At 35.2% G+C, this 12982-nt stretch carries 12 protein-coding genes and 2 pseudogenes; 13 read left to right on the plus strand and 1 reads right to left on the minus strand.

Annotation, left to right across the window (positions count from 1 at the left end):
• The first annotated feature begins 116 nt into the window (after positions 1-116).
• Genes AABM58_RS00425 through AABM58_RS00455 form a run of 7 tightly spaced genes read left to right on the plus strand, consistent with a single transcriptional unit; the run spans position 117 to position 7329 of the window.
• Positions 117-803, plus strand: coding sequence for a hypothetical protein (locus tag AABM58_RS00425; RefSeq protein ID WP_338405967.1), 687 nt, complete (start codon positions 117-119; stop codon positions 801-803).
• 6 nt (positions 804-809) lie between these two features.
• Positions 810-2759 carry a DUF4815 domain-containing protein gene (locus tag AABM58_RS00430; protein ID WP_338405968.1) on the plus strand — a complete coding sequence of 650 codons (1950 nt, stop codon included), beginning with the start codon at positions 810-812 and terminating at the stop codon, positions 2757-2759.
• 11 nt (positions 2760-2770) lie between these two features.
• On the plus strand, positions 2771-3958 hold the full coding sequence (locus AABM58_RS00435; RefSeq protein WP_338405969.1) for a hypothetical protein: 1188 nt from the start codon (positions 2771-2773) through the stop codon (positions 3956-3958).
• Entirely contained in the window at positions 3958-4152 is a 195-nt protein-coding gene (locus AABM58_RS00440; RefSeq protein WP_114517444.1) for a hypothetical protein, read from the plus strand. Before AABM58_RS00435 ends, AABM58_RS00440 begins: the two co-directional genes overlap by 1 nt.
• Positions 4149-5579, plus strand: coding sequence for a V-type ATP synthase subunit I domain-containing protein (locus AABM58_RS00445; protein ID WP_338405970.1), 1431 nt, complete (start codon positions 4149-4151; stop codon positions 5577-5579). Before AABM58_RS00440 ends, AABM58_RS00445 begins: the two co-directional genes overlap by 4 nt.
• Before the next feature lie 20 nt (positions 5580-5599).
• Positions 5600-6157: a hypothetical protein gene (locus AABM58_RS00450; RefSeq protein ID WP_174516840.1), complete on the plus strand. Its 558-nt coding sequence runs from the start codon at positions 5600-5602 to the stop codon at positions 6155-6157.
• Positions 6154-7329, plus strand: coding sequence for a phage tail sheath subtilisin-like domain-containing protein (locus AABM58_RS00455; protein ID WP_338405971.1), 1176 nt, complete (start codon positions 6154-6156; stop codon positions 7327-7329). Before AABM58_RS00450 ends, AABM58_RS00455 begins: the two co-directional genes overlap by 4 nt.
• Positions 7330-7386: 57 nt before the next feature.
• Here the strand turns inward: AABM58_RS00455 and AABM58_RS00460 are convergent.
• Positions 7387-8213, minus strand: a pseudogene (locus tag AABM58_RS00460) (IS5 family transposase).
• 51 nt (positions 8214-8264) lie between these two features.
• On the opposite strand from AABM58_RS00460, the pseudogene AABM58_RS00465 reads away from it, so the two are divergent.
• From AABM58_RS00465 to AABM58_RS00490, 6 genes and pseudogenes are all read left to right on the plus strand, one after another.
• Positions 8265-8744, plus strand: a pseudogene (locus tag AABM58_RS00465) (phage major tail tube protein); the annotation flags it as partial.
• Positions 8745-8832: 88 nt separating this feature from the next.
• The gene (locus tag AABM58_RS00470; protein ID WP_338405972.1) at positions 8833-9087 is read left to right on the plus strand and encodes a phage tail assembly protein; all 255 of its coding nucleotides are present in this window, start codon (positions 8833-8835) and stop codon (positions 9085-9087) included.
• Positions 9088-9202: 115 nt separating this feature from the next.
• Complete coding sequence (locus AABM58_RS00475) at positions 9203-11470, plus strand: phage tail tape measure protein (protein ID WP_338405973.1); 2268 nt, start codon at positions 9203-9205, stop codon at positions 11468-11470.
• Positions 11470-11826 carry a phage tail protein gene (locus AABM58_RS00480; protein ID WP_174516835.1) on the plus strand — a complete coding sequence of 119 codons (357 nt, stop codon included), beginning with the start codon at positions 11470-11472 and terminating at the stop codon, positions 11824-11826. Before AABM58_RS00475 ends, AABM58_RS00480 begins: the two co-directional genes overlap by 1 nt.
• On the plus strand, positions 11823-12032 hold the full coding sequence (locus AABM58_RS00485) for a tail protein X (RefSeq protein WP_174516834.1): 210 nt from the start codon (positions 11823-11825) through the stop codon (positions 12030-12032). The genes AABM58_RS00480 and AABM58_RS00485 overlap by 4 nt, the downstream gene beginning before the upstream one ends.
• Entirely contained in the window at positions 12033-12968 is a 936-nt protein-coding gene (locus tag AABM58_RS00490; RefSeq protein ID WP_174516833.1) for a contractile injection system protein, VgrG/Pvc8 family, read from the plus strand.
• Positions 12969-12982 lie beyond the last annotated feature (14 nt).

Consider the following 12982-nt stretch of genomic DNA (forward strand, 5'->3'; position numbering starts at 1 on the left):
ATAGATTAAAGATTAGTCAACAAAAATCTATTATGAAAAAAAAGAAGAATTTTCCTAAAAAAACTGAACAGTTTTTGTAATTTTGGTGAATATATATACAGGAGTCAAATTTTCAAATGTCAATTCTCACACAATCAGGAAGAGCAGCAATAGCAGCAAGTATAAAAGAGCAAGCTATACATCTTGCTTGGGGCAGTGGTGATGCTAATTGGGAAAGCAATCATAAAGTAGAAAAAACTTTTGCAGCTGGTAACGAAATCAAGCTTGATCACCATCTCATTAAAGACGTAAAAGTTTTTATCGGACAAACAACTTATCAGCCAAGTATTGATTATACAGTTGATAGCAGTACTGGTGTAATTAAACGTACGGAAAATAGCTCTATTCCAGTAAGTGATAAAGTTACTGTAGATTATACTGAAAGCACACCACCTGAACCTATAAATTCTATAAAGCTCTTGAATGAACTTGGCAGACGTACTGCAGATGAAGTACTATTCTGCATAGGTGATGAGAATGGAGAGCTTGTAACTCCTACAGGTAGGTTTAAACCATCGAATGTACCAATCAATAATCTGTATCTTAAATTTACTTTCGATTTCACGGACGCAGCAAATCAAGTTATACGGGAATTAGGGGTTATGGTTGGTACTAAAATAAAAGAAGGATTACCTGAAGGACAGAGATATTTCGAGCCAAAAGACGTGGAAAATCCTGGAATTTTGTTAGTTTTAGAACACACCGTACCACTTATCAGAACATCTGCAACTCGGGAAACTTTTTCATTTGTTGTAACTTTTTGAAACAAAATGACCTTAAATAGTTATTATAACCGCTTTAATCCTGACAAAGAATATGAGAAAAGCTTATTTCTTGCAGGAAGAGGTTTACAGTCTGCAGAATTAAATGAAACTCAGGAGTATGCTCTTTCTAAGCTTAAAGGTATAGGTGATGCAATATTTCGTGATGGTGATGTTATAACAGGAAGCAATTGTATTATAGATAGAGAAACTGGTAAAGTTACGCTTGAATCAGGAAAAATCTATCTTCGTGGAGCAGTTAGAAAAGTCGAAAAAGAAGAATTTATTATTCCACTGAGTACCACAGTGCGTATAGGTGTTTATTACGTAGAATCTACCATTACAGAACTTGAGGACGAAAATCTTCGTGATCCTGCTGTTGGTACAAGAAACTATCAGGAAGTAGGAGCTGCAAGGCTTAAAGTTTCCACCATTTGGGGATACCAAGTAGAAAGTGTTACTGTTAACTCTACAAATGGCGAATTTTACCCAATTTACAATATTGAAAATGGAGTATTAATAGAACATTCACCACCTCCACAAGCAAACATAGTAACTACTGCTCTTGCTCGTTATGACAAAGAAGCAAATGGTTCCTACGTTGTAAATGGTCTTGAAGTAATGTTCCTGCAAAAGGAAGAGGGAGAAGAAGGGGTAAAAAAAGGTAAAAAAGAAATATTTGTGATTAATGAGGGTAAAGCTCATGTTGATGGCTATGAGATTGAACTTCATCACAGTATTCGTGTTTCTTTTGATGAAGATCCGGATATAAAATCAGTTGAATCAGAACCACATACTTTTCAGCCAAATAGCCAAAGAGTAATGGAACTGAAGGTGAATGATTTTCCAATAAGTGAAATTAAAAAAGTAGATATAACTGTTCAAAAAACCATTACCATTACTCATGGTTCATATTCAGGAGCTGTTGATCCAATACCTGACTCTGCAGTACTTGAAATTATTCAAATTAAACAAGGTAATGTTATTTATGAAAATAGTGTAGATTATAAACTAAACGCAGGAAACGTTGATTGGTCATTACCAGGTAAAGAACCAGCTCCTGGAAGTAGTTATCAAATAACTTACCGCTGTCGTACTCATGTAAGTCCTGAAGATATAAGTGAAGAGGGATGCAAAGTAAAGGGAGCAGTTGATAACAGCTTGGTTTTGATTGATTACACCTGGAAAATGCCACGCTTTGATTTAATTACTATCGATAGCAAAGGGGTGGTAAGAAGAATAAAAGGAATTTCCCACTCTTGGAGACCATCGATGCCTCAAGCACCTTCTGGACAACTTTTGCTCTGCTACATTCATCAGACATGGAAAAACGGAGAAAAAGAAGGGGTAAAAATAGTGAATAATGCTATTCATGCTGTACCGATGAATGAGCTTGAAGCAATGAAAAAAGGAATAAATGATCTTTATGCGCTGGTTGCACAGGAACGTCTACGCAGTGATGCAAATTCAAGAGAACCTACCACCAAAAAAGGAGTATTTGTTGACCCATTCTTTGATGATGATATGCGTGATCAAGGAATTTCGCAGTCTGCAGCAATAGTAAATAGAGAGCTAGTTCTGCCAATAGATGTAGAAGTTGCAGATATTGAAAAAGGTGGGGAAAGATATCTTTTGCCATATGAACTTGAACCGGTACTGGAGCAGCTTTTACAGACTAAAGGAGAAAAGATCAATCCATATCAAGCTTTTGATCCAGTCCCGGCACAAATTACTCTAAATAAAAACATTGATCACTGGACGGAGGTAAAAACAAATTGGAAAAGTCCAGTAACCAGAGTATTTAATGTTAAAGAAACGACAGAGCTGCTGTCAAGTACTTCATACGAAACTGAATTTATGAGAGAAGCAGTACAGAATTTTGAAATTGAAGGTTTTGAGCCAGATGAAAAGCTTAAGGAAATAAAATTTGATGGCATTTCTATTATACCTATGGCATAGAGGAAAAAAAAGTGGAAAAAAGAGCTAACAACCAGGGAAAATTAAAGGGAAAGGTGAAAGTACCAGCAAACATTCCAGCAGGTACTAAATTAGTACAGTTTTATGGGAATAAAGGAAGCTATGGAGAGGCAACTTATACTGGTAAAAAAACTATTACTATAGAAGAAAGAAGAAGAGTGATCGCAGCAAGAAGAGTTGATCCTTTAGCGCAAACATTTACTTTAAATGAGAGCAGACACATAGGAGGTCTAGAGTTATGGTTTATAAATAAAGGCAAAAAACGTGTTGTTGTGCAGATTAGAGAAACAGCAGTGGGAATGCCATCGCAGACTGTTATTGCTGAAAGCTATATTGAGCCGAAAGATATAAGAGTAGATGGCACAGCAACACATATAACTTGGTCACCAGTGTTTTGCCATGCAGGAGAGGAGTATGCAATAGTGCTACTTACTGATGATCCTGGTACTGCAGTAAAAATAGCAGAACTTGGCAAATATGATGCAGTAAATAGCCGCTGGGTAACGAGTCAACCATATCAAGTAGGAGTATTACTTTCATCGAGCAATGCAAGTACCTGGACTCCACATCAAAATTTAGATTTAACGTTTCGACTACTAGCTGCAAAATTTAGTGAAGTTTCTCACGTTATTGATCTAGGAAAAGTTACAGCAAACAATACTTCAGATTTAATTATTTTGACGAACGTCGAAAAAGTAGCATTTGATACCAATGTAGAATTTATCTTAACAGATGAGGAGGGAAGAGAAAACTTTTTGTCTGATAATTTGCCACTTGCACTGCGTGAAAGATTATCTGGAGAGCTAACAGTAAAGGCAAGCCTAAAAGGAGGGCGAGAAAAAAGTCCAGTGCTATATCCTGGGTTACAGCTAGTTATGGGTAATATAGGGGAAAAAGGAGATTATGTTACAAGAAGTATTACAGCAGGAGCTAACACTAAGATTACCATAACCTATGATGCGCTAATACCTGGCACTGCAGATGTAAAAGCATATGTGCAAAAAAATGTGGATTGGCAATTAGTAAATTTAACATCAGGAAAACCAATTGGAGAAAATTGGGTAGAGAGAACTCATGTGCTGACAAACTTTAATGGCAATGAAACAAGGATAAAATTAGTTTTAAGTGGAACGGTTGTTTATCGCCCTAAGGTAAAAAATCTCAGAGTGATTGTCACATAATGACTGTTGACCAAACCAAACGAGGATATCCACTGCCTCATCCAGAAAATATTGCAGTTCAAGATGTGGTACGTATTCGAAGAGCTATAGAAAAAATAGATGAAGATATTACCGAAAGAGAAGATGAGCATAATCAACTAAAAAATAATTTTAAACGATTTAGATTTGAAACTTTTTTGAATTTTTGGGAATGAAAGAAGCAATAGAAGCGTTACATAAAAGGATAAAGGATTTAGCAGTAAGTAGCACAGCTGATCAACTGGCATATCTTGCAAAATCGCTGGAATTGATAGCAGATAAAAAAGCTATTTCTGATATTGTGCAAATGACTAAAGTAAAAGGAATAATTGATGCACTGCAAGAAAGGCTTAAGGATTTAGCAGTAAACAGTACACCAGATCAACTAGAATATCTTGCTAAAGCATTGGAATCAATAGTAGATAAAAGTTCGGTATCTGAAATTATACAGATAACTGATGGTAAGCTAAAAGAACTTCTTGATAGTGCAAAAAAACACTTAACTGATCTGGATACTAAAAAAACTAGCTCTTTAGCAGCGATCTCTGAATCAGAGAAGCAGTTATTAAAGAGAATTGATGAAAAAGGAACAACAAATTTATCACTACTTGATACGAGAAAGAATGCCAGTATTGCAGCAATAAATAGTGTTGGCAATGATCATAAAGATGGTCTTAAAGGTTTAGTAGAAGATTTTCGTGCTGTTAATAATGTACCATCTGGCTCATCAATTATAGGAGAAATAGAAACTCGAACTAAAAACATTTATAATGAGATAAAAACTAGAGATGATCAACTAAGAGCGTTGCTTACAAACGAAATAAGAAAGCGCAATATGGTTGAACCAGGGTCATTACCTTTCTTATTTGGTGTACTTGGAAGAAAAAATAATTACTTTGGCCACGGAACTTTTACAACAGAGCTTGGAAAGTGGAGTAGTGATATAACAAAAACCGACTGTATGTTGCAATTACTAGCAGGTAGCCATACATACGATACAGATTACGTTAGTTTTTATCGGCCAAGACAACTCTATTTTATAGAGGGAAATAAAGGAACATTTATTTACGGAGAGTTATGCACAAAAAGTTTTTCGGGTAGTTATGATGAGATATACTATTACCCATATGCTGCACTTGGAGTAGTGTTTGTAAAAAATACAACGAATGTGAACATAAATAAAACAATAGAATTTGTTGGATCATCATACTCGAGTACGGAGTATGGGGGTGCAGGACTATTTGTGGGAACACCAGATAATACTAATTCTAATAAATCAAGTATTTCAAAAATAGTATGGAAAAATGTTTACCAATACACGAGTTCTGATAGCAAATTAGCTGGATCTGGTAATGTGGAGATTCCAGCAGGAAAAACAGTTGCAATATTACTTTACACATCATCTTACCTATGTTCCAGAACACAAGTCAGTCAAGGTATGCTTGCATCAAATTATGTATACAACTATGGTCAATTTATTCAGTGGGGAATATATAACATACGTAGCAATTTTCTAACCACGGGGCTTGAAGTAGATGTAGAAAGAACGCTAAAAGCTTGGCAATGTCCTGGGTTATCTAGCACACATAAAATTTGGCAGTGAATAAAATAGAGAGAAAAACTGTGAGCATTTACATACGTTTTGAAAACCACAAGCAGATTGAAACAACAACACTTGAAAGCAAGCCAACTGGAAATGATTGGTATGAAGCACCAAAGAATTTTGATTGGCAAAAAAGTTATTGTTTAACAGAGGGAGGAGAAATTGCTCAGCGTACTAAAGAAGATATACAAAAGGAGTTACTGGATAATGCGAAGCTTTGTGCATTTGATAGTATGCGTTTCTATTATGATAATCATACTCACCAATACGCAGGGCATTCTTACCAAAAAGCTAAATCTTATGAAATTCAAGCGGAAGCCGCAAAAAGCATTCTAGCAGCACCAGAATCTATGAATGAAAAGGATAAAGAAATTATAGAACCTTTAGCAAAAGTCCGTGGTATTACGGTTATTGAAATGGCAAGAATAATCGAGGAAAAAGTGAAAAAAGCAGTAAAAGCAATAGTGAAATGCGAGGAGTTGGAAGACATGGCCAAGAGGAAAATTGAAGAAGCTAAAAGTGAAGTAGAGCTACAGACTTTGCTCAATGATTTTAAACAAAGAATGCAAAAAAAATGACAGAGCAATTTTTACATGGTGTAAATGTTATTGAGGTAACCTCAGGGGCCAAGGTAGTACGCACAGCTAAATCATCAGTGATAGGTGTAATTGGTACTGCACCTGAAGCTGATGGGCAAAAATTTCCACTCAATAGTCCAGTACTAATAGCAGGAAGCTTAAAAGAAGCAGCAAAGCTTGGAAGGAGTGGCAGTTTACCTTCTGCAGTAAATGGAATATTTCTCCAGATTGGTGCAACAGTAGTAGTTATTCGAGTTAAAGAAAGTGAAAACAGCGATCCAAAATTAAAAGAAGAAGAGACGCTGAAGAATATAATTGGTAGAGTTGACGAAGAAACTGGAGAATATCAGGGAATTGAGGCATTTCTCAGCAGTGAAAGCATAGTTCATGTTGCGCCAAGAATACTCATTGCGCCTCAATTTACTCACCAACTACCAGAAGATGGCAAAAATCCAGTGGTTGCAGCATTAATTTCTATAGCAGAAAAATTAAGAGCTATAATAGTAGCAGATGGTCCAAATACCAATGATGAAGAAGCAATCAAGTGGAGAAAAAGTGTAGGCAGCTCAAGAGTTTACGTAGTTGATCCTTGGGTTAAGGTATTTATTGAAGGAAAAGAAGAAATCTTGCCATCGAGTCCATTTGTAGCTGGGTTAATAGCTAAGATAGACAGCGAGCAAGGATTTTGGCATTCGCCTTCAAATAAAGAGATAAATGGTATTGTTGGAACAAGCAGGCCTATTGATTTTACGCTCGGTAATACAAATTGTAGAGCAAACCATTTAAATGAAAATGAAGTAACAACGATAATTCATCAAAATGGCTATAGGCTTTGGGGAAATAGAACATGTTCAAACGATTCGAAATGGGCTTTTCTATCAGTAAGGCGCACTGCAGATTTAATTAACGATAGTTTACTTCGAGCTCATCTCTGGGCAGTTGATCGCAATATCACAAAAACTTATATAGATGATGTGATTGAGGGGGTGAATTCTTATTTGGCCAATTTAAAAGCACAAGGAGCTATTATCAGCGGAAAATGTTACGCAACTTCAGAATTAAACACACCAGCAAACATCGCAAGCGGAAAAGTATATTTTGACTTTGAGTTTACACCACCATATCCGGCTGAGCAAATAACATTCAGATCACATCTTGTAAATATAAGTTAGGAGAAAGCAAAGTGTTACCGAAAATACTGAGAAATTTTAATAGACTTCTTTCAAAATTCATGTATGGAGCTCAAAATTGTGAATTGCAGCAATCAAATTAAACCTTAAACCAAAACGTTTTCGTCGGTTTCTATACCTGTCCGAGATGATTTTAAACCTTTTCAATAAGCCAATTACGTTTTCAACAATTGCCCTTTGGCTCATAAGTGCCCTGTTCTCTTTTTTTTGTTCTTTGCTTAACGGATTCTTTTTCATTTTCCTGTGCGGTAATACAACATTTTTGTGTATCTTCTGCATTCCCCTGTAGCCGGCATCAGCTAAGATTTTGGTGTCCGGTAATATTGCTACCTTTGATTCTCTAAACATCCGAAAATCGTGTTTTCTACCATTCGAGAAAGATGTGCATATGACTTTTTTACTCTTCTTCTCTGTTACTATTTGTGTTTTTATAGTATGCCTTTTTTTCTTTCCAGAGTAGAAGGGCTTTTGCTTTTTTTTGGTCTCTCTACTGGCGTTTCAGTTCCGTCTATTACTAAAACTTCATATTCTACATCACTCTTTAATAGCTCTTTTTTTCCTGGTAATGCAAAATCTGGATGTTTTATTAATATGTCTTCTACCTATCTTATTATTTTAAAACTGTTACTTTCACTCATGCCATAGCTTTGCCCAATATGAAAATATGTACGATATTCTCTTATATATTCCAGTGCCGTAAGTAGCCTGTCTTCTATGCAAAGTTTACTTTTTCTTCCACTTCTAGCTTTTTTTCTTTTATCCTCCACTTCTAGAATTTCTACCATTCGCTCAAATGTTGCTTTTTTTACCCCTGTTAAACGTCGAAACTTTTCTCCTTCTAACTTTTCTATTTCCTTATATTTCATGCTTTCAAATACTTCATCTTACACTCCCTCTAACAATTTTGAAAGAAGTCTAATGTATTTGTAGATGGCCGTGGTTATGCAGGAAAAATAGATGAAATAACCTTGCCGAAGCTTACCATAAAAACCGAAGAGTACAGAGCTGGTGGTATGGATATCCCAATAAATATTGACATGGGCATGGAAAAGCTTGAAGCAGACTTTACTTTCGCTGAGTATGATTCAGAACTATTTAGACTTTTTGGCTTGATAGATGGAAATTCAGTATCTTTAACGCTCCGTGGAGGAATGCAAGGTAGTGGTAGCAATGAGGTTGAAGGAGTAATTATCAACCTTAGAGGCATATTCAAAGAATTTGATTTTGGTAGCTGGAAACCTGCTGAAAAAGCAACGCTGAAGTGTACTGTAGCTGCCCATTATTATAAACTTACGATGGGTGGTAATGAGCTGATAGAAATCGATGCTGAAAATATGATTAGAAAGATAAATGGTGTTGATCAGATGGCCTTGCTGCAAACGGTTTTAGGAATATGAAAACTTATTTGAAATTTTATTTTTTAAGGAGAAGCATATTAAAATAACTTTAAAAGTGTAAAAATATTTTATTTTTTAGGAGAATTTTATGAAAACTATAACACTAAACAACCCAATAACAGTTGATGGAATTTCTGTTTCAGAGTTATCAATGCGTGAACCTAAAGTAAGAGATTTACTTGCTATAGAACGCATAGAAGGCGAAGCTTTGAAAGAAGTAGCTTTAATTGCTAATCTAGCGTCTGTGCCAAAAGAAGTAGTTGAAGATTTATGTATTAAAGATTATGTAGAAATACAGAAGGTGCTAAAAGATTTTTTGTCGCCGCTGGAACAGAGAACTTAAAGTATAATGTATTACTACTCAGTTCTATTTCAGGAAGTGGAATTGAGCAGATTACTAATATGGATGTAAATGAATTTTTATCATGGGTAGAAATAAGTAAAGGAGTAGCAAAAAAATGTCAATGCTTTCAATAAAAATAGGTGCAACGTTAGATGGTAGTTTTAACAATGCAATGACAGGTAGTGCAGCAAAGCTTTCTAAGTTAGGCGATAGTATAAGGCAACTTGATTCGTCAATGAAATCTGTTTCCAAATTTAAGCAATTAAATCATGATGCCCTTGAAGCCATGAAGAATTGGAAGGAAGCGGAGAAGAAAGCGAAAGAATCAGCTACAGCAATTGCTAAAGAGAAGAAGGAAAAAAAAGAGCCAAGCGAAGCACTGAGAAATGAATTCGAAAAATTGAAAGCATCGGCATCAAAGGCAAAAGAGGCTTATATTAAAAAGAGAGATGCACTTCACACATTAAATGAAGAAATCAGGAAAAGTGGAAAGGATGTTAAATCTTTAGTGAGAGATCAAACTAAACTTGGTTCATCTATTGAAGTACTAAAAGGAAAATACAGTAAATTAGGATCTGTAATACAAAAACAGCAAAATGCTTTAGCAAGAAAAGCGCATTATAGATCACAAGTAATGGAGACTATAGGACTAGGACTTTCACTTGCAGCACCAATTAAAGTTGCGATTGATTTTGAAAGTGCTATGGCTGATGTTAAGAAGGTAGTAAACTTTACTCAGAACACAAATGAAACTATTGAGTTTGCTAAGAAGCTAAAAGAATTATCTCGTGAAATACCGCTATCAGCTGCAGAGTTAGCACAAATAGCTGCAAGTGGTGGCCAACTTGGGATTCAAAAAAATAAGTTAATTGGATTTACAACAACAGTAGCTAAAATGGCTACAGCATTTGACATTTCTGCTGAACAAGCTGGTGATTCTATTGCCAAACTCGCTAACATTTATGGAATTGCAGAAGAAAAAATGGAAGGAGTTGGCAACGTTATAAATCACCTCTCAGATAACACTGCTGCCAAAGCAAAAGATATGGTTGAAGCTCTAGCAATAGTTGGTGGTACTGCAAAACAATTTGGTTTAGATATTAATCAGACAAGTAGTTTAGTAAATGCCTTCGTTAGTTTAGGTAAACAACCAGCAAAAGCAGGAACTGCCATAAACGCTTTACTTTCTAAGCTCCAAACTGCTGAGGGACAAGGAAAAGAATTTAAAGCAACATTGGAATCCATGGGCATAACCGCAGAAGAGATGTCACAAAAAATTGCTCAAAACGGTCAAGAAGCATTACTCCATTTTTTTAAAACTTTAGAGAAAATAGATAAACAAGAACGTTCACAAATCCTTCTCAATCTCTTTGGTCAAGAATATCAAGATGATATTGCATTGATAGTTGGAAGCCTAAAAAAATATGAAGGTGCCATAGCTCTTGTAGCTGACAAAGAAAAGTATAAACATTCCATGCAAGAAGAATTTGACAATCGCGCAAGTACTACAGCAAATAATTTGCAGCTACTCAAAAATACAATAGCAGAGCTAGGAATGAACTTAGGGTCAGTTATGCTGCCTCCTTTAAATTGGATAAGTAAGATTTTGAGGTCTATATCTACAGGTATAGCTTGGTTCGCAGAGAAGTGTCCAATTTTGACTACAGGAGTTATGAGCATAATTTCAGCTCTTATTATTGGCAAGATTGCAGTGGTAGGTTTTGGTTATGCATTTGCATTGGCTGGAGGTGGACTATTAACTTTTAATGCTATTTTGCATGGAACACTTTTGCCAGTATTAACTTCGTTATCAGCACGAGTAATTCCAGCAGTAATCATGGGACTGAAAGCTTTAACGCTAACCAATCCTATAGGAGCTGCTATTGCTGGACTATCAGTTGGTGCAGCGCTTGTAATTGCTAATTGGCAAAAGGTAAAGGACTTTTTTTCAAGTCTCTGGAAATCAATTACAAAACCTATAGAAAATTGGATTGGTATAGGAAAATTGTTTAATGATAATCCAATAAAAGCATTAGAGAAACCAGTAGAAGCAAAAATAGGCAGTGCAACTAGTGAAAATAGAAATGTTTTTAGTAAAGGAAATCCTTTATTAAATAATAATACTTTTAGTGGAATTTCGAATAGTAGAACGAATATTGAAAGTGTGATTACAGAAAAAGGTTCTGTAGCAGATAATTCAGAGAAAGTTTTAAAAGACTGTGAAAAGTGTGAACAAAAAATTTTCAATCAAACTTTTACATTTAATATAAGTATTAAAGCAGAACCTAACCAAGATGTACGTAGTCTTGCCGATGCAGTGATAAAAAGAATAAGAGAAAAATCGCGTGACGTTCTGTTTGATTCAGTAGAGCCGATTTACTAATGCTATCACTTGGCCGGCATAAGCTTTCTCCAACAAGTGTAAGGTATAGTAAAGAAAATCGTTGGAGTACAATTGAGTGTATTGGTAAAATACCTTCATCACAAAATATTGGTCAAGGTACAGAAAATATAGACTTAGAAGGAGTAATTTATTTCCATAATCTAAATGATTTAAATCAATTAAAAAGTATGAAAGAAGCTGAGAAAAATCAGGAACCAAGTATCTTAGTAGATAAATTAGGAAATGTTTTGGGAAGATTTGTTATTATACGGTTAGAAGAAAAGCAAACGTCGTATTTTCCCTGTGGATTACCTAAAAAGGTTGAATTTAGTTTAAGTTTAAGGCGTTATGTATGACAGTACATTATATAACCAGAGAAAACGAAATGTTAGATTACATATGTTTTAAACACTATGGATATAGCTCTGGAGCAGTAGAAATAGTATTGGAGGAAAACCCTGGACTTGTAGATTATGGAAGTTTTTTGCCTGCAGGATTAAAGATCAGGTTACCTAGAATACAAGAGCAATTAAAAAAATCGAAGTTAAAAGTGTGGGAATAAATGAAACCTGAATTTAGCATTGAAGGAATAAAAGATCATGTAATATCGGTGCATCTTACTGATGAATCTGGTACTATAGATGATATCGCAGAGGTATATGTTGATTATGGCAATGAAAATGTAGAAGTTCCAAATGAATTGAACATAGCACTAGGTTATAAGGAAACGGGAATCTTTCCAATGGGTGTATATACAGTCAATGAAGTTACGATACAAGGCCCACCTAAGACCCTACTAATAAAAGCTCATGCAACAAATTTAAGAATATCTTTGAAGGCAAAAGTATCAAAAGAATGGCGCCAAATTACCATAGAAAACTTAGTAAAAGAAATAGCCCAAAAACATGGATATGGATATAAAGTTGCTGAGGAATTTAAGGATGTACTGATACCCCACATCAACCAAATAGACGAAAGTGATATCAGCTTGTTAACTAAAATAGCAACAGAGCGTGAAGCAATGGCAAAATTAGCTGGTGGATATATATTATTTATTTCAAAAAACATGGCAAAATCAGCTACAGGAAAAGCTTTAGGAACAACGACTATTAGACCTCAAGACACAATTAATTGGAAAGTGCATTTTACCGTACGTGATAAATACAATTCAGTAGTAGCAAAATGGCACAGCTATGAAAAGGGTGAAACTATTAAAGAAACAGTTGGTAGCGGCGAGCCAAGTTATATTATGCTAGAAATCTATCCAAATGCAAAGTCAGCACTAAGTGCAGCAAATGCCAAGTTAAAACAATTGAAGCGTAACAATGAAACTTTAGATATAACCATGCCTGGTAATCCAGAGTTATTTGCAGAAGCAAAGCTTAATCTTATAGGTTTTAATCAAGCGGTAGATGGTGAATGGATAGTTAATAGAGTGGAGCATACTTTAAATACCTCAGGTTACCTTACTGTGTTGTCAGCATCTTTGAGTAAGTAATGTTAATAAAAAAT

The sequence above is a fragment of the Wolbachia endosymbiont (group A) of Longitarsus flavicornis genome, from assembly GCF_963931955.1.
GTDB lineage: Bacteria > Pseudomonadota > Alphaproteobacteria > Rickettsiales > Anaplasmataceae > Wolbachia.

Excerpts from the sequence above, each read along its gene's own strand:
- AABM58_RS00440 (WP_114517444.1), top strand. The coding sequence starts at position 3,958 with ATGACTGTTGACCAAACCAAACGAGGATATCCACTGCCTCATCCAGAA.
- AABM58_RS00480 (WP_174516835.1), top strand. The coding sequence starts at position 11,470 with ATGCTATCACTTGGCCGGCATAAGCTTTCTCCAACAAGTGTAAGGTAT.
- AABM58_RS00445 (WP_338405970.1), top strand. The coding sequence starts at position 4,149 with ATGAAAGAAGCAATAGAAGCGTTACATAAAAGGATAAAGGATTTAGCA.
- AABM58_RS00485 (WP_174516834.1), top strand. The coding sequence starts at position 11,823 with ATGACAGTACATTATATAACCAGAGAAAACGAAATGTTAGATTACATA.
- AABM58_RS00425 (WP_338405967.1), top strand. The coding sequence starts at position 117 with ATGTCAATTCTCACACAATCAGGAAGAGCAGCAATAGCAGCAAGTATA.
- AABM58_RS00470 (WP_338405972.1), top strand. The coding sequence starts at position 8,833 with ATGAAAACTATAACACTAAACAACCCAATAACAGTTGATGGAATTTCT.
- AABM58_RS00490 (WP_174516833.1), top strand. The coding sequence starts at position 12,033 with ATGAAACCTGAATTTAGCATTGAAGGAATAAAAGATCATGTAATATCG.
- AABM58_RS00475 (WP_338405973.1), top strand. The coding sequence starts at position 9,203 with ATGTCAATGCTTTCAATAAAAATAGGTGCAACGTTAGATGGTAGTTTT.
- AABM58_RS00455 (WP_338405971.1), top strand. The coding sequence starts at position 6,154 with ATGACAGAGCAATTTTTACATGGTGTAAATGTTATTGAGGTAACCTCA.
- AABM58_RS00430 (WP_338405968.1), top strand. The coding sequence starts at position 810 with ATGACCTTAAATAGTTATTATAACCGCTTTAATCCTGACAAAGAATAT.